The following is a 20,757-nucleotide window of genomic DNA, read 5'->3' on the forward strand; positions in this document are numbered from 1 at the left end:
AACGTCATGTTCGGTATGGTTCAGTCGGGAATGGCTGAACCGGATGCCGAAACCGAAGCTTTGCAGTGGATTGATTTGGTGGGGCTTTCAAAATATAAGGAAGCTTATCCTCACCAGCTTTCGGGCGGGATGCAGCAGCGTGTCGCCATCGCCCGTGCTTTGGCGACTCAGCCTAAGGTGTTATTGATGGACGAGCCGTTTTCGGCATTGGATCCGCAGAACCGCGCCAAGATGCAACAGTATCTGCTTGAGATCTGGCAGAACATCGACATTACGATTCTGTTCATTACGCACGATTTGGACGAGGCGGTTTATCTGTCTGACAGAGTGCTGGTGTTGGATGCGCATCCGGGGCGTGTACGTGAAGTGCTGAAAGTGCCGCTTCCTCGTCCGCGTCCGTTGGACATTATGTTGAGCGAGCCGTTTTTGGCGACCAAGCGTTATTTAGAAACCCTGGTGCATCCGCCGATTACCGATTTGGATATTGAGGAAAAACTCAGTATGGTCCAAATGGTTCCGGTGAATGCCGAAGTACCGAATATATTTTAAGTTATGAATAAGTCATCATTAGTCAGAGTCAGTGCTTCGATGCCGGCTCAAATATTGGAGAATCTAGACAGTCTGGTGAAGCGTCGCGGATTCAATAACCGTTCTGCTTTGTTGACTGAAATGATTCAAAAAGAAGTGGCGTTGCAGAACCAAAAGCACAGTAATCAGGTTATGGCCGGAACGGTCACGCTTTATTACGATCATACCGTGCCGGGATTGCAGCATAGATTGAACGCAATTAAACACAAATACGTGGCGGAAATTATCTCTTCCACTCAGATTCAGTTGGTGGATCAGCATACGTTGGAAGTGAATCTGTTGCAGGGTGCTGCACAGCAATTACAAATCATCAGCGATGAAATGATTGCCAACCGAGGGGTTAAAACCGGAAACCTTTATCTGGTCAATTCGGTGTTGCCGCCGATTCAGAGCCAGAAAGAGGCCGCTACGAAAAATATGTACGAAAGGAAAGAAGGGTAATTATGAGTGATCAAAATTCAATTATCTGGTCCGAGCAGCTTCCGGGTGGAGCGCACTGGTCAGGCGTAATGCGTCGCGGCACGACTTTGAGAATTAAGGATGTCGAAGGCGGAGCGAATGTTTCTGCATTGATGTACAACATCGAAGTCCCGAGCGAGCGTTACAACATGCCTGATACGTTGAAAGGACAAAAAACCGCATTCTTGACCACGCCGAATGTTTGCTATTCGGATATGGGACGCGTCTTGTGTTCGATCGTCGAAGACACGTGCGGTTGGCACGACACCATCGGCGGTATTTCGGATGCGGCCATGGTTAAAGAGAAATACGGCGAAGCGGATTATCAGAAAGTTCATAACGACTACTATAAAAACGGTTACGACAGTTTGATCAACGAACTGGAAAAGTGGGGCTTGGATGCCAAAGACTTGGTTCCGAACGTCAATTTCTTCTCGAAAATCCGCGTTGAGCTGGATGGTGCCATGACCTACGTTGTGGGCAACAGCAAAGCGGGCGACTATGTCGATTTGCGCTTCGAGATGGATTGCATTGTCGTGCTGGCTACCGCTCAGCACCCATTGGATCCAAGCTCGGAATATGCGCCTAAGCCGATCCAGTTAACGGCGATGAAAGCAGAACCGGTACAGAGCGACGATGCCTGTCTAAGACACAAGAAAGAAAACGAACGAGCGTTTTACAACACTGCGATTTATTATGGAGAGAAACCTTATGACTTTAGCAACTGAGCAGATTCCGGACAGCCAAATCGTTCACCGTGAAGTGGTTAAGGCGGGTGATCCATGGATGTATGTGGTCAAAGCAGGCCAAAAATTCCGTATCGTCGACTTGGAAGGAAACCAAGCGGTGGATACGCTGTTCTATAACGCCAACGATACCGAAGAGCGTTACAGTGCGACGGACACGATTAAAGGTCAAGGGAATATCTACCTGACAACGGGGTCGGTTTTGCGTTCTAACTTGAATAATCCGATGCTGACCATCACCGAGGACACCTGTGGTCGTCACGACACGTTGGGCGGTGCCTGTTCGGCGGAAAGTAACACCGTACGTTATTCGATCGACAAGCGTCACATGCACTCTTGCCGCGACAGCTTTTTGACTGCATTGAGCAAATGGGACTACGGGATGACCAAGCGCGACCTGTCGAGCAATATCAACTTCTTCATGAACGTACCGGTTTCTCCGGAAGGTCATCTGGATTTTGACGACGGGATTTCCGCTCCGGGACGTTATGTCGAAATGACGGCGCATATGGATACATTGGTGTTGGTTTCGAACTGTCCGCAATTGAATAACCCGTGTAACGGTTACAATCCGACGCCGGTTGAAATGGTGATTTGGGAAGAATAAAGCCGGAGTAAGGCTCAAGCACGAAAGGGACGACCCGGCCGTGTGACCGTTTAGGCGAGAGTTTAAAAGTGGGACGACTCACTTAGCAAAGAAGCAAAAAGAGAGAAAGATAATGTTTTCAAAGGTATTAGTGGCAAACCGCGGTGCAATTGCGACGCGCATCATGAGAACGCTTAAGAAGATGAACATCCGTTCGGTGGCGCTGGCTTCCGAAGTGGATCAGGGTTCGCTGCATGTGCAGATGGCGGACGAAGTTATCTTGTTAAAGGGCGCGACGGCGACCGAGACTTATCTGAACGTCCCATTGATTTTGGAAGAAGCCAAACGTTTAAACGTAGACGCAATTCATCCGGGTTACGGTTTCTTGAGTGAGAACGCCTCGTTTGCGGAAATGTGTGAGGCCAGCGGCATCACGTTTATCGGTCCGAGCCCGAAACATATTCGCGAATTCGGTTTGAAGCATACCGCACGTGAATTGGCGATCAAGAGTCGAGTGCCGCTTTTGCCTGGTTCCGACTTGCTGGAGAACAAGGAAGAAGCGTTGGAAGAAGCCGAGCGCATCGGCTATCCGGTCATGTTGAAAAGTACCGCGGGCGGCGGCGGAATCGGGATGCAGAAATGTCATAACGCCCAGGAGCTGGACGACGCATTCGAACAGGTTGTGCGCATGAGCCAGAACGCTTTCGGTCAGAACGGCGTCTTCCTTGAAAAATTCGTGACCAATGCACGTCATATCGAAATTCAGATTTTCGGTGACGGACGAGGCAATGTCGTTTCGTTCGGTGAGCGTGATTGCTCTTTGCAGCGCCGTAACCAGAAAGTGGTCGAGGAAACGCCGGTGGTCGACATCGATCGTGATCTGGTCGAGTCGATGGAGTACGATGCGGTTCGTTTGGGTGAATCGGTTGCTTACCAATCCGCAGGTACGGTCGAATACGTTTATGACGGCGACACCAATGAATATTATTTCCTGGAAGTGAATACCCGCTTGCAGGTTGAACACGGTATCACCGAAGCGGTCCGCAATGTTGACTTGGTTCAATGGATGGTGGAAGTCGCATACAGCAACAAGTTCCCGGAACCGGTCAAACCGGCGATAGGGCATGCGATCGAAGTCCGTGTTTACGCCGAAGATCCGGCGAAAAACTTCCAGCCGAGCAGTGGTAAAGTCACCAAATGGCAAATGCCGGAAGACGTACGCGTCGATACCTGGGTAACGGGCGGGCAGGAAGTCAGTTCCTACTATGATCCGATGTTGGCGAAAATCATCGTTCACGAACCGGTGCGCGAGGAAGCGACCGAGAAACTTCAAGAAGCGTTAGAGCAGACCAAAATCTACGGTTTCGAAACCAACGTGCGTTATCTGACAGCTTTGTCTAAAGACCCACAATTTTTGAGTGGGAAAGATTTATACACCAAATACTTGGCCGGTTTCGCGCCTACGCCTTCCACTATCGAAGTCCTGAATCCGGGTACGCATTCGATGATCATCAGTTATCCGGGGCGTATCGGGTTCTGGGACATCGGTGTTCCGCCTTCCGGTCCAATGGATGCGTTGGCGCATCGTTTGGCGAACCGCGCTTTAGGTAACGAGAAGGAAGCGTCGACCATCGAAATGACGGTTTCCGGTGTGAGCCTGAAATTCAATCAGGATACGGTCATCTGTTTGACCGGGGCGGACGTTAAGCCGACTCTGGATAAAGAGCCGATTGCGATGTGGGAGCCGGTGGCGGTTAAAGCCGGTCAGATTTTGAAATCGAAAGTCATCAAAGAGGCTGGTCAGCGTGCTTACCTTGCAGTGCAGGGCGGCTTTGACGTACCGGATTATATGGGTAGCCAGACTACCTTCTCATTGGGTGGATTCGGTGGTCACGGCGGACGCTTGTTGCGTGCCGGTGATGTTTTGCCGGTCCATGAGTTGGATAAGGATGCCGATTATGCGGCCATTCCTCTTGAATTGATTCCTCAGTACGGTAACGAATACGAGATCGCCGTGACTTACGGCCCTCAGGGTGCGCCGGATTTCTTTACCGACGAAGACATCGAGACGTTCTTCTCGACCGAGTGGGAAGTGCACTATAACTCAAGCCGTACCGGTATCCGTCTGATCGGTCCTAAGCCTAAGTGGGCGCGTAAAGACGGTGGCGAGGCCGGATTGCATCCGTCCAACATCCACGACAACCCTTATGCAATCGGTGCGATCGACTTTACGGGTGATATGCCGGTTATCTTGGCTCAGGACGGTCCGAGTTTGGGTGGTTTCGTCTGTCCGGCAACCATCATCCAGGCACAGCAGTGGAAGATGGGACAATTGCGTCCGGGCGATAAGGTTAAATTCAAGGCGGTTTCAATCGAAACGGCTGAAGAACAACTTAAGGCGTTGGAAGGATTCATCGAAGAATTCAAGCTGTTGCCTGAAATGTCGTTCCTGAAAGAGCCGACCGAAAGTTCGTGCATCTTGATGGAGTTGGACGATACCCAGCATGAAGTCGGTATCCGTTACCGCCGTTCGGGTGACAGCAACCTGTTAATCGAATTCGGTAAGATGGAATTGGACATCGCCTTGCGTTTCCGTGCTCAGGTACTGTATGAAAAATTGAAAGGGCTGGAATGGCCTTGCATCGTCGATTTGACCCCGGGTATCCGCAGTCTTCAGGTGCATTACGATGCCAAGCAGATTTCCCAGTTGGAATTGGTCAAACAGATTCACGAAATCGAATCTCAGTTGTCCAGCGGTAGTGACATGGTGGTCAAGAGCCGTATCGTCCACTTGCCGTTGTCTTGGGACGATCCGAGTACGCAATTGGCGATCGACAAGTATACCCAGTCGGTTCGTCCGGATGCGCCGTGGTGTCCGAGCAACATCGAATTTATCCGTCGTATCAACGGTCTGGATTCGATCGAAGAAGTTAAGAAAATCGTCTTCGACGCCAACTATCTGGTTATGGGGTTGGGTGACGTTTATCTGGGTGCGCCGGTAGCGACACCGTTGGATCCGCGTCATCGTCTGGTCACGACCAAATACAACCCTGCACGTACCTGGACGCCGGAAAATGCCGTCGGTATCGGTGGGGCTTACATGTGTATCTACGGTATGGAAGGGCCGGGTGGTTACCAGTTCGTAGGACGTACCATCCAGGTTTGGAACGCCTATCATCAGACACCGTTCTTCAATACCGAAAAGCCGTGGTTGTTGCAGTTCTTCGACCAGATCAAGTTCTATCCGGTTTCGCATGAAGAGTTGACCCAAGCGCGTCAGGACTTCCCGTTAGGACGTTTCGATATCAAGATTGAAGAGACCGAGCTGTCGTTGGCGGATTACCAGCAGTTCCTGGAAAACGAATCGTCTTCGATCGAAGAGTTCCAGGCTAAGCAGCAGCAGGCCTTCCAGGAAGAGCGTCAGCGTTGGGAAGAGAACGGTCAGGCGAACTACGATTCCGGTAGCGGGCAGGAAGAAGTGGCCAGCGAACCGGAAGCGGAAATTCCGGAAGGATTCGAAGCCGCGCTTTCACCGATTACCGGTAGCGTCTGGAAGATTCCGGTACGCCCGGGCGACAAGGTGAAAGAGGGCGATATTATCGCCAGCTTGGAAACCATGAAAATCGAAATCCATATCGAAGCCGAAATGGACGGGACGGTGACCGAAATTCTGGTGAACGAAGGGGATTTGATTCAAAACGGCCAGCGTTTGATGGTATTGGAGTTGGACAATGAAGCTTAATGATAAGGCTCAAAATCAATATGCATTGAATATCGGCGAGCTGCATAAGCAGTACGCCGAAGGTAAGCTAACGCCGCAGGAATTGTTTGCGAGCTTGCATCAGAAGGCCGGTGAATTGGCCGAATACAATATTTGGATTCGTCTGTTGTCGTTTGACGAGATTCAGGCGTATCTGGACAACTTGGGCGACTTTGATCCTGAAGCCAAGCCGTTGTGGGGGGTGCCGTTCGCAATCAAAGACAATATCGATCTGGCGAACGTCCCGACTACGGCGGCGTGCCCGTCTTATGCCTTTACGCCAAGCGAAGATGCCGAAGTGGTCCGTTTGCTGATCGAGGCCGGAGCGATTCCGTTGGGTAAAACCAATTTGGATCAATTCGCGACAGGTCTGGTGGGAACGCGCTCACCTTACGGCGTTTGCCACAACAGTTTCGATTTCGATTATGTCTCGGGCGGTTCCAGTTCCGGCTCGGCGATTTCGGTGGCCATGGGGCTGTGCAGCTTCTCGTTGGGAACCGATACCGCAGGTTCGGGTCGTGTACCGGCTGCCTTCAATAACCTATTAGGGCTTAAGCCGAGCAAAGGGGCATTGAGTACCCGTGGTGTGGTTCCGGCGGTGAAGTCGCAGGACGTGGTGTCGATTTTCGCATTGGACAGTGTTGATGCCGAGAAGGTGTTCTCTGTGGCAGCTAAGCAGGATGCCGAAGATTCGTTCAGTCGAGATATGGCGGATTTGACTGTACCGGCCTGGGGGCCGAAACCGGTCATCGGGATTCCGGATGCTCAAAGCGTGGTGTTCTACGGCGATATGCAAGCGGAAGCCAATTTCAAACAGAGTATCGAATCGCTTAGAGAAATGGGGTATGAGGTCAAGGAGATTGATTTCACCCCTTGGTTGGAAACGGCCAAATTGCTTTACGGCGGTGCTTGGGTGGCGGAACGCTATGCGGCGATTGCCGAATTTATCGAGACCGACCCGATAGACATGGATCCGACGGTGGAAGGGATTATCCGTTCGGCCTGTGGTTTGAGTGCGGCGGATGCCTACCGAGGCGCTTACCAGTTGCAGGACGCGATCAGACAGACCGAGTCAATCTGGGATGAGATCGATTGTTTCGTGACGCCGACGACGCCGACCATCTTCAAGATCGAAGAGGTTCAGAAAGAGCCTGTTGCATTGAACAGTGCTCTGGGTACTTACACCAATTTCATGAACCTGCTGGATTACAGTGCGGTGGCGATGCCGACCGGTTTCCGTGAAGACGGCATGCCTTGCGGTATTACCTTGTTTGCTCCGGCGGGCAGCGATAACAAGTTGCTGAACCTGACCAAACAGTGGCATGGCGAGTTTGTGGACTTTGCCGCAGTCAACCGCAGTCCGATCCAGTCGGCCGACATGACGGTGGACGACAAGTCGATTCCGTTGGCGGTCGTCGGTGCTCACTTGACCGGGTTCCCGTTGAACGGTCAGTTGATCGAACGCGGTGCGAAGTTGTTGAAAGTGACTAAAACGGCACCGAAGTATCAGTTCTTTGAATTGAGCAGCCGACCAATCCTGAAACCGGGGCTGGTGAAAACCGACGGGTCGGCAGGCGCTTCGATCGAATTGGAAGTCTGGGCGATGCCGAAAGAACATCTGGGCAGTTTCCTGGCGTTGATTCCTTCGCCTTTGGGGCTGGGGAAAGTCGAACTGGAAGACGGTTCTGAAGTGGTCGGGTTCATCTGCGAGCCGAGCGGCGTGGCCGGAGCGAGAGAGATTACCGAGCATGGCGGTTGGCGTAACTGGATGAAAGTGCGTCCGCAAGAATAATTTCAGCTTTATTCATTGCACCGCCTGCGCCGTTTAAGTAGGTGGTTGATTGTGTGTTGAATTGGCCCGACTTGTTCGGGCTATTGCCGTTCTATTCGAGCGCTATCGAGGGTTGTCGAATAAACGGGATTGCAGCAGTTTACATGGGGAATGACATATCGGGACGACCCGGTATTTGGTTTGTGGTTGCGGGACGACCCGTCGATGCTTTTGAAGGGGTGAGAAAGTGTTCAAGTCACTGTTTCGTTATGACGATGCCTTGTGGCCTAACGTGATGGCGTTGAGTTACGTTCTGTTTGGTTACGGTTTCGGTCTTTATGGTCTAGTTTCGGATTACATCGTGCTGAATGTCGTCGGTGTCATACTGGTGGCGCACAGCATGGTGATTGCCGCCTATCTAATCCACGAGTGCGCTCACGAGAGCCTGTTCAAGGATCGACGTTTCAATCGATGGTACAGCGAACTGTTGCTTTGGATTTGCGGTTCCAGTTACAGCAGTTTCGAAGATATCAAACGCAAACATAATCGCCACCACAGCGATCGAGCAGATATCGTTTCTTTCGATTTCCGTACCCGTCTTTTGCAATACCCGCTCACGCTTAAAATCATTCAAATTTTAGAGTGGTTTTACATTCCGGCTCTTGAGGTGCTGATGCACGCCTTGGTGATTGTTTTGCCGTTCGTCAAAGAAAGCCGTAAGCCGCGCCGGGGAAGAGTGTTGTTGTTTTTGATTCTGCGCGGTCTGTTTTTCGTCGGGTTGGTTTCCATCTCTTGGAAAATTCTGATTCTGTATCCAATCGCTTATATGTTGTTTTTGACGGTAATGCGCTTTATGGACGTGCACCAGCATACCTATGAACTGTTTGAAACGCTCGATCAAAAGCGCGGCCCGGAAGCCAAGCTGAGAGATATGGAGTTCGAACATCACAATACGTATTCGAATCTGCTGTCGGAACGTTATCCGTGGCTGAATCTGCTGGTGTTGAATTTCTGTTACCACAATGTACATCATGACCAGCAGGTTCAACCTTGGTACCGGTTGCGTCGTCTGCACGAACAGAACTACGGCGACGACGAGCGGCAGGTTCTGACTTTCAGACATTTAATTAAGAGTTACCACCGTTATCGGGTTCCTAGAATCCTGAATGCGGATCCGATTAATTTGAACGTTAAGCAAAATGAAGGCGAGACTTTCATTGGTGTGGACGGCGTCTCTTTTTTGACGGCGCACTGAGTGCGGTTGTTTAAAACGGTTTAAAAGGAATGAAAATATGACACAAGTTAAGAAGTTTTGGCCGATTTTGACTGGCACGCACCATTATGAAAAAACGCTTTCGACCCGTAACAAAGGGCAAGGTACGTTTATCGATGCGCCGATTCTGGCGTATCTGATCGAAACCAATAACGGCCGTATTCTGTTTGATGTCGGGTGTGATTATCACAAGATCAAAGAGCAGGAACAGCGTAAACACTATTATGAGAATGAAGCGTTTCCGTTCGGGCCTCCGGAGATGACCGAAGAGCAAAGATTACCGAATAAATTGGAGATTCTTGGTTTGTCACCGTTGGATGTGGACTTGGTGTTTTGCAGTCACTTGCACTTCGATCATGCCGGCGGGTTGTGCGAATTCTGTCATGCGGACGTGCATGTGCATCAGCGTGAGTTGGAAGCGGCGAAACAGCCGGCCGACGACGCCTATTTTGCAGAGGATTTTTCCATGCCTTTGAACTGGAAAATTCAGACCGGAGAGTACGACTTGATTGAAGGCGTTCGTGCGATCGAGACGCCGGGCCACACGGCCGGACATATGTCGATGTTGATCGAATTGCCGAAAGGATCGCCGATCTTGTTGGCAGGTGACGCGGCGGATTTGACCGAGAACCTGGAGCAGGAAATCGCTCCGGGATTGTGTTGGCAGGATCGAGACGATTTGGCGATCGAAAGTATTCAGAAGCTAAAGCGGTTAGGTCTGGAAACCGGTGCTAACTTGTGGCCGAACCACGATATGGAATTTTTTAAGAAACACAACGTGTTCCCTAATTTCTTCGAGTAGATTTTACGATGCAATTAAAAACCTTTAAAACATTATGGGGTTGTGATTTGCCGATCGAACAGGCCGCAGCGCAAGCTGTCGAATCCGGATTTCAGGGAATCGAAGGGCGTGCACCGGTCGACGCTCAAGAGCGGGCTGAATGGTCGGCGGCATTTGAGCAGGCTGGTCTGGATTACATTGCCGAAATTGTCACCGGCGGAGATTATGTGCCGCATGCCAGCGCCACGCCGGAACAGCATCTGCGCGATATTAAAGAAGGGATCGAAAACAGTCTGCCGTTGAAACCGCTATTTGCAACCTGTATCGGCGGTTATGACGCCTGGCCGGAGAGCGAGAGCATCGACTTTTTTAAAACTGCGATTGCGTTAGCGGATAGCTACGATTTGCCGATTAACTTCGAGACGCACCGTAGCCGTTCTTTATTTAATCCTTGGGTGACGCAACGCATCGCCGAAGCGATCCCAGAAATGCGCTTCACACTGGATATCAGTCACTGGTGTGCAGTCTGCGAACGTTTGATGGATTCTGAAATTTCGGTGATCGAAAAGATCCTGCCGCAAGTGAAACACATTCACGCGCGGGTCGGATACGATCAAGGTCCGCAGGTGCCGCATCCGGCTGCACCGGAATACGTTAACGCACTGCATTCGCATCAGACGATTTGGTCGTTGGTGTGGCAAGTCCAAAAGGAGGCAGGCAATGCCGTCACAACAATGACGCCGGAATTCGGTCCGGACGGTTATTTGCATCTACTTCCGTTTACACAGGCTCCGGTCGCCGATCTCTGGGAAATCAACCAGTGGATGGGGCGCACCGAACGAGCACATTTCGAAAATTTTTCTCAACGATAATTCATTTATCAAGCATTCAAATTTATAAGGATAGGATATGAGCGCTTTTCCGGTGGCTGTGTTGTTTGTTGCCTCAATTTTGTGGGGCTTGACCTGGTTGCCCCTTAAATACCTTAATCAGTTGGGGTTTGACGGCCTGCCGTTGACGTTGTTTGTTTATTTGCTGATTTTTATTATTATGATCCCTTGGGTTTGGAATCAGCGTCACTATGTGAAAACCCATTGGAAAGTGTTGATTGGGGTGGCTTTATTGGGAGGCGGCGCGCAGTTGGCGTTTAATACGGCCCTGATTTACGGTGATGTGATTCGGGTGATGGTGCTGTTTTATCTGGTACCGATCTGGGGTGTACTCGGCGGACGTATTTTCTTGCACGAACAGGTCGATAACTGGCGTTGGCTAGGCGTCGGATTGGCTATTATCGGAGCGTTTCTCATCGTCGGCGGGTTTAATGCATTTATTTCGCCGCCGTCGTGGATCGATGTGTTGGCTCTGCTTTCCGGATTTCTGTTTGCGATGAATAATGTGGTATTCCGCGCATCTCAAGACGTTCCGGTTAAGATCAAACTGACTTCGATGTTTTTTGGTGCGGTTGCTTTGGCCGGTGGGGCGGTATTAATGTCGGGGGATAGCGTATCCGTTGACCAGGGATGGGAAGCCTGGGGTGTACTGTTCCTATATGCCGCAGTCTGGATGATGATTGCCAATTTCGCAACCCAGTGGGCGGTGACGCAAATGGAGACCGGGCGTTCTTCGATTATCGTGATTATGGAGTTGGTCACGGCGGTCGTTTCCGCCAGTTTGATCCTGGGCGAAACCATGGCGCCGGTCGAAATGGTCGGGGGAAGTTTCATTTTATTGGCCGCGTTGATTGAAGCGAGTAGGGCGAAATAAATTTTTCGCACCAAACTGGCCTTTTGAACCAACATGGACAGGTATTTTGAAGCTAATTTTTTTCACAAACAGCCATTATTTTCATTACCTGTTGTTTTTAAAGGGATTTTATATTTATTGGCATGCAAAGTGATTAGTGATTATTACCTTTTGTATAAATCGTAATAATTTTTAGGAGGTACGATTATGTTGGGTGGCAAAAAAATTCTAGGTGCTTTGGCTGGTTTGTTCCTTTCGGCGCAAGCTTTATCGGTAAATGCGGAACCATTGAAGATCGGATACAGTGACTGGCCTGGCTGGGTAGCTTGGGAAGTGGCTGTTGAAAAGAAATGGTTTGCAGAAGAAGGTGTTGACGTACAGTTCGAATGGTTCGACTACGTTGCTTCTATGGACGCTTTCGCAGCGGGTCAGATTGATGCGGTAGGTATGACAAATGGTGATGCTTTGGTAACGGGTGCGACCGGTGCGAAAAGTGTCATGATTATTATGAACGATTACAGTAACGGTAACGACATGGTTATCGGTGCACCGGGTATCAACTCTGTTAAGGATTTGGCCGGTAAGAAAATCGGTGTTGAAGTTGGTTTCGTAAGTCACTTGTTGCTTTTGAATGCACTTGAAAAGAACGGTTTGACCGAAGCGGATGTTGAGTTGGTTAACGTTCCGACAAACGAAACGCCTCAGGTTCTGGCTTCCGGTCAGGTTGATGCAATCGTTGCTTGGCAGCCAAGTTCAGGTTCTGCATTGCAGTTGGTTCCTGGTTCTAAAGCGATTTACACCAGTAAGAACGAACCTGGTCTGATCTATGACTTATTGGCAGTTTCTCCAAGCAGCTTGGCTTCTAACCGTGCTGATTGGGAAAAAGTCGCTAAGGTTTGGTATAAGGCAGTTGACTATATCAATGATCCTAAGACTCGTGACGATGCGATCGCTATCATGGCTTCACGTGTAGGTTTGTCTCCTGACGAGTACAAACAGTTCATCGAAGGGACTAAAATCCTGACTTTGGACGAAGCGAAAGCGCACTTTAAGAAAGGTGACGGATTCGACTCTCTATATGGTTCTACCAAGATCTCCGACGATTTCAACATCGCCAACAAGGTCTACGATACGCCACAGAGTGTAGATGCGTACATCGATCCTTCAATCACAATGGGATTGAAATAATCTCAAGGTTTGAAAAGATTGTTTTCTTAGTTTAACTATTTTCTTAATCCAGCTGCCGCGATTCTCGCGGCGGCTTACTCCTATTAACCCCACAAAATACGATATGCCTGACGACCTCTAAATAGGTTGTGTGGTTGGGTGTGTCTATATTTTATTGCTCAGTAGGATGAGCGGGGAGAACAGTATGAATCAATGGCATCAAATGACATGGGAAGAGATCGGGCAACTGGTCGACTCTGGTATGGATGCAGCGTTGCTACCAGTCGGTGCGACTGAACAGCACGGTCCTCATTTGGGTTGCGGTATGGACTCGGAGATCGCTGAAAAGCTAAGTCTTCAGGTTGCCGATAACACTCAAATCGCTTTATTACCCACTTTACCTTACGGGTGCTCGATCGGGCATTCACAACGTTGGCCGGGAACGATTGCCCTACAGCCTAAAACCATGATCGATGTGGTCAAGGAAATCGGTGATTGGGTTTATGCCTCAGGCTTTAAGCGTCTGTTTATTTTAAACAGCCACGTTTCCAACTTTGCGCCTTTGCGTTGCGCTTTAGAAATGTTACGGGCGGAGCATGACGATTTTATGGTCGCGATTATCAATTCGGCTTCCGTCAGCGAACGCGTTAAGCAGCGGCATTTTGAAGACGCGGATGATTGGCACGCCAATGAGGCGGAAACCTCTTTGATGATGGCCGTCGCGCCGGAATTGGTAAGGGAGTCCCGTATACCGGAGAGTGACGATCCCGATCGAACCGAAGATTGCGTGTTTTCGCATCCGGTCAATCGGACCAGTCTCAATGGCGTTACGGGCAAGCCGAGTCTTGCAAGTGTAGAGAAGGGTGAAGAGTTGTTCGCCTGGATGGTAGAAGATTTAAGTGGAGTTGTGACGAAGGGTATGCGAGAAGAGCCCCCTTTGGCACACGGTTATTTTGAAAAAGTTAAAAGTTAGAAGAAAGGTTAAAAGAAAATTATGAACAGTAAATTTGATGTAGAAGATACGAAACGCAAGTTACAAGCTGCCGGTGTTAAATATTGCATCGGTGCGTATGTCGATATTCATGGTATTCCTAAAGGGAAATTCGTTCCGATTGAGCACTTGGATCACATGGTGAAAGGTTCGGAATTGTATACCGGTTATGCACTTGACGGTTTGGGTCAGGCGCCTAACGAAGACGAGATCGCATCGGTTCCGGACTTGGACAGTTTGATTCAGTTGCCTTGGCAGCCTGAAGTGGCTTGGATGGCAGCGGACAACACCTTGCATGGCGAGCCGTACGAAATCAACACCCGTGTCGCACTTAAGAAAGTATTGGCGGAAGCGGAAGAGATGGGCTTCGGCTTCAATCTGGGTATCGAGTGTGAATTGTTTGTTTTGAAAGAAGAGGAAGACGGAACGCTGTCGGTTCCGGATAAGGATGATAAGTTGATCAAGCCTTGTTACGACGTGCGCAGCTTCATGAACCGATTCACTTGGTTGGATAAGATGGCGACCACCATCAATGATTTGGGGTGGGATTTGTACTCTTTGGATCACGAAGATGCGAACGGTCAGTATGAGTTCGACTTCCAGTACAGCGATGCATTGACGATGTGTGACCGCTTCATCTTCTTCCGTTACATGGCGAAACACTATGCGCAGGAAGAAGGTTTGTTGGCAACCTTCATGCCTAAGCCGTTTGCGGACAAGACCGGTAACGGTGCGCACTTCAACATGTCGTTGTTCGACAAAGAGACCGGCGAAAACGTCTTCAAGTGCGATCCTAAAGACGATCCGCGCGGTCTAGGTTTGACCGAAATCGGTTACCAGTTCATCGCGGGTGTCCTGAAGCACGGTCCAGCATTGTGTGCCGTGTTCTCGCCGACGGTGAACAGTTATAAGCGTTTGGTCAGACAGGGTGCGATGGCGACCTTCTCTTGGGCGCCGGTATTCAACTCGTTCGGTTCCAACAACCGTACCAACTCGGTGCGTGTTCCAATGGGCGGCGGACGTTTCGAATCGCGTAACGCCGACGGTGCGGTTAACCCATACTTGGCGGCAGCCTTAGTGTTGGCGGCCGGTCTTCAGGGGATTCGCGAGAAGTTGGATCCGGGCCAGGCTCAGGAAGAGAACTTGTACGAATATACCGAAGAGCAGTTGGCTGAAAAGGGAATCGAATTCCTGCCTCAGAACCTTGCGGAAGCGGTTGAAGCGTTCGATAGCGATCCGTTTGTCGAAGAGGTGCTTGGTAAAGGGCTTAAAGACGAGTTCGTCAAGTACAAAACTATGGAATGGGAAGAGTACCACCGTACGATTTCTGCATGGGAAATCAAACGATACAGTCACATGTTCTAAGAGTGGTAATCGTTCGATTGTTAAAAGCGGCCTATATGGCCGCTTTTTTTGTGGCGTAATTTGGTGGTTAGTGCAGTGTCGGAACGGGCGGATTGGTTAGAGAGGCGAATGTTTAGGAAATTGTTCTATTGCGAGTTTGAAATTATTTGAGTGCTTATCTTCAGTTGGATTTTCTCAAGGAATTTAAGTTGAAGCTAATATAAATAGCATTGATTTAAAGCAAAAAATAATTAGCAGTATTACGTATTGGTTTTTGTTAGTATTTAATTGAACGCGGTATTTAATACTTTTGGTGTTCAAAACTCAGGCTGTTCTTATTCTGAGTTTTATTAACCAACCAATCTGAGTTAAGGACGAAATTAATGAAAAAATTAGCGCTTTTAGCCGTCAGTACAGCTATGTTCGGTTTAACGTTATCAAGCGTCGCGACAGCTAATCCACAGAAAGATGCTCGACAAATGCTAATTCAAGAAAAAATGGAATTGTTGGCCGGCACGCAAAACCTGATGCAATTAGAAATTCAGTCTCATTTCAAAAGAGCGCAAGTGATTCAAGGGTATCAAATGTGTATTCAGGCCAGTGTAAAAAAAGACGACTTTAGAGTCTGTAAAATGAAATTTAAAAAAGATCAGAAATTGCTGGATACGGAAGTTGCGAGCTTAAGAGAGCTTAATCGGTAAACCGCTGCTTTTGATTTTTAAAAATTAGTTTTGTTAACCTTGCTCTGCTGCCAACGTGGTTGCAGGGCTTTTTTGTGTTCAAGTCTTTATACGTGCATAACGATGCGCGATGTTTGGAAGTTTTGGAAAATGAAATAGTGTCTGGGTATTTTTAGTTTTGTTTGTTTACAAATGTAACGCCCGAACACTCCTGATTTGAAGCGGGCATTTCCGGTAAGTAAACGTTTGTGGTCGGGATTGGAATGGCTCCTGTTTTCTATAATTTTTCTTGTCATAAAACTATAAACAAGTTTGGGGTGAGCTTCAGCGGTTTCTGGTTTACAATACTTCTTTCTGTATGGTTATAAACATGTGAATCCGTCTGCTTTTATGGTCAATTTTTTTCCTTTTCTTCGTGCGATTTCGAGCAATCCCAAACTGGCTAAATGGGCCACGTATTTTTTGCTCGTGTTGCTGGCTTGGCAGGGCGGTAAGCTTTTCAGTTCTCAATTGAATGTTGTGACCACGCCTGCTCTTCCCGAAATCGTAGCCAAACCCCAAAAGAATCTTAAGCTTCAAGGGGATGATTCTCTGTTGTTCGGAAAGCCGGAAGTGGATTTGACGCAAACGACCGATTTGAATGATAGCGGTATGTCGCCTTCTGAGGTGGATGCTAGTCGATTGCGTTTGAAGTTGGTCGGTGCGATCGCCATTGATGGGAAAGGGGTGGCGATTATCGAATCTTCCGGCTCGACCCTGGTGGTTAGCGAAGGTGAAGAGATTATCAGTGGGGTCGATCTGCTGAAGGTCTACTCCGATCAGGTCATTATTTTAAATCGCGGTAAGCGTGAAAAGTTGATGATAGAACAGGGTGGGAAAGATTTGTTTGAACCTGCGACCCAGAGTGGAGCAGGAGAAACCTCCGAAATCACGACCGAGCATAAGCAGACTTTGAGAAAGATCGGCGAAGACTTGCGTTCCAATCCGATAAGCATATCAAAGTACATTCGATTCCAGCCGATGAACAAAGACGGAAAGTGGGATGCGGTTAAGATCTGGCCGAAATCCGAACCGGAAATTTTTAACGAGATCGGCTTTAAGGCCGGAGATTTGCTTAAGTCGGTAAACGGTCGTACGATTCAAGAGATGGCGCAGGAACCAAGCCTTTGGCAAGCCTTTCTGAACGAGAGTCAGTTCGACTTGACCATTGAGCGGCAAGGGCAGTTAGTAAACCTTTCAGTAGATTTAAATTGATGCAGTTTTTGTATCGAATGATGACAAACGGGACAGTGATGAATAAGTTTAAAGCGATAGTGGTGTCATTTGGTTTGGCGGGTATGATGGCTTTTTCCGCCAGCGTAATGTACGTAACTCCAGCCTATGCGGCGGAAAGCCTGAAGCAGAACTTCAAGGACGCGGATATTTCCACGGTGATTGAAGCGGTTGCCAAAATTACGGGACACAACTTCGTGATCGATCCTCGCGTCAAAGGTAAGGTGACGTTGATCGCCCCGGAGCCGATGGAGCCGAGCGCTTTATATGAAACGTTGTTGACGATTTTGAACGTTCACGGTTATACCGCGATTCCGAGTGATAATGTCATCAAAATCGTACCGGCTAACCTGGCGCGCGATCAACTACCTTACCGTGTGCGCGGAGAAGGCAACGAAGCATGGGTTTCTGAAGTCATCGGCGTTAAGAATGTCTCCGCTTCCAAGTTGGTTGCCGTGTTGAGACCGTTAGTTGCCAAAGAAGGGCATTTGGTCGCGTTGGCGGAAAGTAATAAATTGATCGTGACCGATACGGTTGCCAATATTCAGCGTATTAAGAAAGTGTTGGCGCGCGTTGACGTCGATACGCAAAGCGGTTACGAAATCATCGAATTGAAACACGCCTCGGCGGAAGAAGTTGCTAAAACGTTGCGCAACGTTTTGCCGAAAGGTATGGGTTCTACCGGAGCCAAAGTAACGTTTGACGAGCGTTCCAACCGAGTGATCCTGGTCGGAGACGAAGCCAAGCGCATGATGTTGAGAACGATGGTGGCAGAGCTGGATGTACAGGTGCCTACTCAGGGTCGCGTTCAGGTGATTTATCTGCATTACGCCAAAGCGAAGGACTTGGTGCCGGTTTTACAGAACCTGTCGACCAACCGTTCCTTGTTGTTGTCTGATGACGGCAGTCCGCTCGAATTGAATATGCCTGTTGTCGCCGAAGGCGGAGCGGAAGCGGCTCCGGCTGCAGGGGCGGCTACGTCGGCCACCGCGAGTATGGATAAGAAAAATCTGCAGGAACGTATCAGTATCGAAGCTGACGAGCGTATGAATGCCTTGGTTATCAGTGCGCCGCCAGCCATGGTCAGCGCACTTAAGGAAGTCGTTAAGCAGCTGGATATTCGTCGTGCCCAAGTATTAATCGAAGCGATTTTTGTCGAATTGACCGAAACCAAAGCGGCTGAATTGGGTGTGGAATGGGGTGCTTACGGTCCGAACGGCGGTGGTTTGATCAACTTCTCCGGCACAATTCCGGCGTTGTTGAGCGGCGATCCGACCACGCAGCTTTCCGCAATCGGGCATGGTGTGACGAGCGGATTAGGCGAAGTGGATTCCAGCGGTTACGGTTGGGGTGCGTTGATTCGTGCCTTGAACAGCGATACCAATGCAAACATTCTGGCGACACCGTCTCTGGTGACCTTGGATAACGAAGAGGCAGAGATTGTGGTCGGTAAGGAAGTTCCGTTCCAGACGGGAAGTTACACCAGTACCACGACCAGCGTCAGCAATCCGTTTAATACCATCGAGCGTAAAGACGTCGGTTTGAAACTTAAGGTGAAACCGCAAATCAACGAAGGCGACGAAATTTATCTGGATATCGATCAGGAAATTTCGGATGTCATTCCGAAAGCGGAAGCCGTCGATGTGCAGACTTCCAAGCGTCAGATTAAGACCCGCGTGATTGTCGGAGACGGTAATGTCATCGTATTGGGCGGATTGATTCAGGAGCGTGAAAACGAAGTGGTTTCCAAGGTACCGGGATTAGGAGACCTTCCCGTTGTGGGAGCCTTGTTCCGCTCCAAGCAGAACGAACGTGAGAAGGTCAATTTAATGATCTTCCTACGTCCTGTGATTATTCGTGACCGTGCAACGAGTGACTATTACAGCCATAAGAAATATTCTCAAATTCAACAGCAGCAGGATCATTTGTTGAATAAATACGATTCCGAATTGCTTAACGGTTTACGTCCTCGCTTACCAAGCATAGATCAGTGGAAAAAACAGGAACCGGCGACGCCTTTCCAGTCGAAATCGGGCGGAAAGACTGAATTGGAAGCGAATGACAAGCAGAGTTCGGATTCAGATGCCTTGCTTGAGAGGGATCTATGAACACCGAACTGGCTTTTGCATTCGCCCGATCCAATGAGGTTGTGCTGACTGCTCTAGAAGACGGTCGTGTCGGAGTGTTTTACACTCAAAAAACCCCGGCTACGGCTCTGTTGGAGTTGCAGCGAAAAATCGAGCAGGCCGAAAAAGCCGAGCAGTGCGAGATTGTTTTCCAACAATTGGACGAGTCGAGTTTCGAGCGTAAGATTCAAGCGGTTTATGCCGGCAGCGGACAGAAATCGATCGAGACTTTCGATGAGTTCGAAAGCGAAGATTTAGCCAGCGTCGTTGCGGAACTGGGCGAGCCGGAAGACTTGTTGAACAGCGCCGACGATGCGCCGGTCATCAAATTACTGAATGCGATTCTGGCCGAAGCGATCCGCGCTAATGCGTCCGACGTGCATATCGAACCGTTCGAGAGCCAGTTGCGAATCCGCTTCCGTATCGACGGGCGATTAAGTACGGTTTTAACGCCTAAGCCCGGCATCGGCAGTATGTTGGTGTCGCGTATCAAGGTTATGGCGCGTTTGGATATCGCCGAGAAGCGTCTGCCGCAAGACGGGCGTATTGCTTTGAAACTCGGCGGTCGCGCGGTTGATTTACGTGTTTCCACAATCCCGTCGAGTTTTGGTGAAAGAGTGGTTATGCGTTTGTTGGATAAGAGCGCCGGACGTTTGAACCTGAATCAGCTGGGTTTGGCTGAACCGATCTATGCAGGTATCCAACACCTGCTGAATAAGCCCCATGGTATTTTCCTGGTGACCGGGCCGACCGGTTCCGGTAAAACCACCACACTGTATGCCGGTTTGAGCCGCTTGAATGATGCCCAGCGCAATATCATGACGGTCGAAGACCCGGTCGAATACAACATTGACGGTATTAGTCAGACTCAAGTTAACAATAAAGCCAATATGACTTTCGCCAAAGGATTGCGCGCCATTTTGCGTCAGGATCCGGATGTGGTGATGATCGGTGAGATCCGAGACATCGAGACGGCGGAAATCGCGGTTCAGGCCTCCTTGACCGGACACCTGGTTTTGTCGACCTTGCACACCAATACGGCAGTAGGTGCCATCACCCGTTTGCGCGATATGGGCATCGAACCGTTTTTGCTATCATCGAGTCTAATCGGTGTTTTGGCGCAGCGTCTGGTCCGAAAGTTGTGTCCGCACTGTAAGCAGGAACATCAGGCCGACGATGCGGAATGTGCGACCTTGGGCGTCGATCAGGCGTTGATTTATCAGCACGTTGGTTGCGACCACTGCCAGCATACCGGTTATCAGGGACGAATGGGGCTGTATGAATTAGTGATGGTGGACGATCAGGTGCGCCAGATGATCCACGCGGATGAATCCGAATTGGAAATTGAACGTTATGTTCATAAAGACGCTAAATCCTTGATGCAAAGCGGTTTGGAAAAAGTGTTGAGCGGCGAAACCAGTCTCGAAGAAGTTTTGCGGGTAACCCAAAACTAACTCTTTAAAAATTGAT

General features: G+C 49.4%; 17 protein-coding genes. All 17 read left to right on the forward strand.

Annotated features, from left to right (window positions below):
• Positions 1-549, forward strand: a 549-nt coding sequence (locus ABY044_RS07800; RefSeq protein WP_373019668.1) for an ABC transporter ATP-binding protein, incomplete at its 5' end; no start/stop codon positions are given.
• 3 nt (positions 550-552) lie between these two features.
• Entirely contained in the window at positions 553-1,029 is a 477-nt protein-coding gene (locus tag ABY044_RS07805; RefSeq protein ID WP_373019669.1) for a CopG family ribbon-helix-helix protein, read from the forward strand.
• Between the two features lie 2 nt (positions 1,030-1,031).
• A complete protein-coding gene (locus tag ABY044_RS07810) occupies positions 1,032-1,775 on the forward strand; it encodes an urea amidolyase associated protein UAAP1 (RefSeq protein WP_373019670.1) in 744 nt (247 codons plus the stop codon).
• Positions 1,759-2,400 (forward strand): urea amidolyase associated protein UAAP2, encoded by a 642-nt coding sequence (locus ABY044_RS07815; protein ID WP_373019671.1) that lies wholly within the window; start codon positions 1,759-1,761, stop codon positions 2,398-2,400. Before ABY044_RS07810 ends, ABY044_RS07815 begins: the two co-directional genes overlap by 17 nt.
• 112 nt (positions 2,401-2,512) lie before the next feature.
• Positions 2,513-6,121 (forward strand): urea carboxylase, encoded by a 3,609-nt coding sequence (gene uca, locus ABY044_RS07820; protein ID WP_373019672.1) that lies wholly within the window; start codon positions 2,513-2,515, stop codon positions 6,119-6,121.
• A complete protein-coding gene (gene atzF, locus ABY044_RS07825) occupies positions 6,111-7,931 on the forward strand; it encodes an allophanate hydrolase (protein WP_373019673.1) in 1,821 nt (606 codons plus the stop codon). The genes uca and atzF overlap by 11 nt, the downstream gene beginning before the upstream one ends.
• Before the next feature lie 226 nt (positions 7,932-8,157).
• On the forward strand, positions 8,158-9,165 hold the full coding sequence (locus ABY044_RS07830; protein WP_373019674.1) for a fatty acid desaturase: 1,008 nt from the start codon (positions 8,158-8,160) through the stop codon (positions 9,163-9,165).
• Positions 9,166-9,202: 37 nt separating this feature from the next.
• Positions 9,203-9,985, forward strand: a complete 783-nt coding sequence (locus ABY044_RS07835) for an N-acyl homoserine lactonase family protein (RefSeq protein WP_373019675.1) — start codon at positions 9,203-9,205, stop codon at positions 9,983-9,985.
• An 8-nt stretch (positions 9,986-9,993) separates the two neighbouring features.
• Positions 9,994-10,836 (forward strand): sugar phosphate isomerase/epimerase family protein, encoded by an 843-nt coding sequence (locus tag ABY044_RS07840; protein WP_373019676.1) that lies wholly within the window; start codon positions 9,994-9,996, stop codon positions 10,834-10,836.
• A gap of 37 nt (positions 10,837-10,873) precedes the next feature.
• Complete coding sequence (locus ABY044_RS07845; RefSeq protein ID WP_373019677.1) at positions 10,874-11,728, forward strand: DMT family transporter; 855 nt, start codon at positions 10,874-10,876, stop codon at positions 11,726-11,728.
• A 186-nt stretch (positions 11,729-11,914) separates the two neighbouring features.
• Positions 11,915-12,895, forward strand: coding sequence for an ABC transporter substrate-binding protein (locus tag ABY044_RS07850; RefSeq protein ID WP_373019678.1), 981 nt, complete (start codon positions 11,915-11,917; stop codon positions 12,893-12,895).
• A 184-nt stretch (positions 12,896-13,079) separates the two neighbouring features.
• The gene (locus ABY044_RS07855; RefSeq protein WP_373019679.1) at positions 13,080-13,847 is read left to right on the forward strand and encodes a creatininase family protein; all 768 of its coding nucleotides are present in this window, start codon (positions 13,080-13,082) and stop codon (positions 13,845-13,847) included.
• A gap of 21 nt (positions 13,848-13,868) precedes the next feature.
• Entirely contained in the window at positions 13,869-15,230 is a 1,362-nt protein-coding gene (gene glnT / locus ABY044_RS07860) for a type III glutamate--ammonia ligase (RefSeq protein WP_373019680.1), read from the forward strand.
• A 362-nt stretch (positions 15,231-15,592) separates the two neighbouring features.
• Positions 15,593-15,910 carry a hypothetical protein gene (locus ABY044_RS07865; RefSeq protein WP_373019681.1) on the forward strand — a complete coding sequence of 106 codons (318 nt, stop codon included), beginning with the start codon at positions 15,593-15,595 and terminating at the stop codon, positions 15,908-15,910.
• Between the two features lie 369 nt (positions 15,911-16,279).
• A complete protein-coding gene (gspC, locus tag ABY044_RS07870; protein ID WP_373019682.1) occupies positions 16,280-17,143 on the forward strand; it encodes a type II secretion system protein GspC in 864 nt (287 codons plus the stop codon).
• 38 nt (positions 17,144-17,181) lie between these two features.
• Positions 17,182-19,269, forward strand: a complete 2,088-nt coding sequence (gene gspD, locus ABY044_RS07875; RefSeq protein ID WP_373019683.1) for a type II secretion system secretin GspD — start codon at positions 17,182-17,184, stop codon at positions 19,267-19,269.
• Positions 19,266-20,741 carry a type II secretion system ATPase GspE gene (gene gspE / locus ABY044_RS07880; protein ID WP_373019684.1) on the forward strand — a complete coding sequence of 492 codons (1,476 nt, stop codon included), beginning with the start codon at positions 19,266-19,268 and terminating at the stop codon, positions 20,739-20,741. The genes gspD and gspE overlap by 4 nt, the downstream gene beginning before the upstream one ends.
• Positions 20,742-20,757: the final 16 nt, after the last annotated feature.

The organism is Thiomicrorhabdus sp. (assembly GCF_041583835.1).
Classification (GTDB): Bacteria; Pseudomonadota; Gammaproteobacteria; order Thiomicrospirales; family Thiomicrospiraceae; genus Thiomicrorhabdus.

Excerpts from the sequence above, each read along its gene's own strand:
- ABY044_RS07865 (WP_373019681.1), top strand. The coding sequence starts at position 15,593 with ATGAAAAAATTAGCGCTTTTAGCCGTCAGTACAGCTATGTTCGGTTTA.
- uca (WP_373019672.1), top strand. The coding sequence starts at position 2,513 with ATGTTTTCAAAGGTATTAGTGGCAAACCGCGGTGCAATTGCGACGCGC.
- ABY044_RS07845 (WP_373019677.1), top strand. The coding sequence starts at position 10,874 with ATGAGCGCTTTTCCGGTGGCTGTGTTGTTTGTTGCCTCAATTTTGTGG.
- atzF (WP_373019673.1), top strand. The coding sequence starts at position 6,111 with ATGAAGCTTAATGATAAGGCTCAAAATCAATATGCATTGAATATCGGC.
- ABY044_RS07850 (WP_373019678.1), top strand. The coding sequence starts at position 11,915 with ATGTTGGGTGGCAAAAAAATTCTAGGTGCTTTGGCTGGTTTGTTCCTT.
- ABY044_RS07855 (WP_373019679.1), top strand. The coding sequence starts at position 13,080 with ATGAATCAATGGCATCAAATGACATGGGAAGAGATCGGGCAACTGGTC.
- gspC (WP_373019682.1), top strand. The coding sequence starts at position 16,280 with ATGGTCAATTTTTTTCCTTTTCTTCGTGCGATTTCGAGCAATCCCAAA.
- ABY044_RS07810 (WP_373019670.1), top strand. The coding sequence starts at position 1,032 with ATGAGTGATCAAAATTCAATTATCTGGTCCGAGCAGCTTCCGGGTGGA.
- gspE (WP_373019684.1), top strand. The coding sequence starts at position 19,266 with ATGAACACCGAACTGGCTTTTGCATTCGCCCGATCCAATGAGGTTGTG.
- ABY044_RS07840 (WP_373019676.1), top strand. The coding sequence starts at position 9,994 with ATGCAATTAAAAACCTTTAAAACATTATGGGGTTGTGATTTGCCGATC.
- glnT (WP_373019680.1), top strand. The coding sequence starts at position 13,869 with ATGAACAGTAAATTTGATGTAGAAGATACGAAACGCAAGTTACAAGCT.
- ABY044_RS07835 (WP_373019675.1), top strand. The coding sequence starts at position 9,203 with ATGACACAAGTTAAGAAGTTTTGGCCGATTTTGACTGGCACGCACCAT.
- gspD (WP_373019683.1), top strand. The coding sequence starts at position 17,182 with ATGAATAAGTTTAAAGCGATAGTGGTGTCATTTGGTTTGGCGGGTATG.
- ABY044_RS07805 (WP_373019669.1), top strand. The coding sequence starts at position 553 with ATGAATAAGTCATCATTAGTCAGAGTCAGTGCTTCGATGCCGGCTCAA.
- ABY044_RS07815 (WP_373019671.1), top strand. The coding sequence starts at position 1,759 with ATGACTTTAGCAACTGAGCAGATTCCGGACAGCCAAATCGTTCACCGT.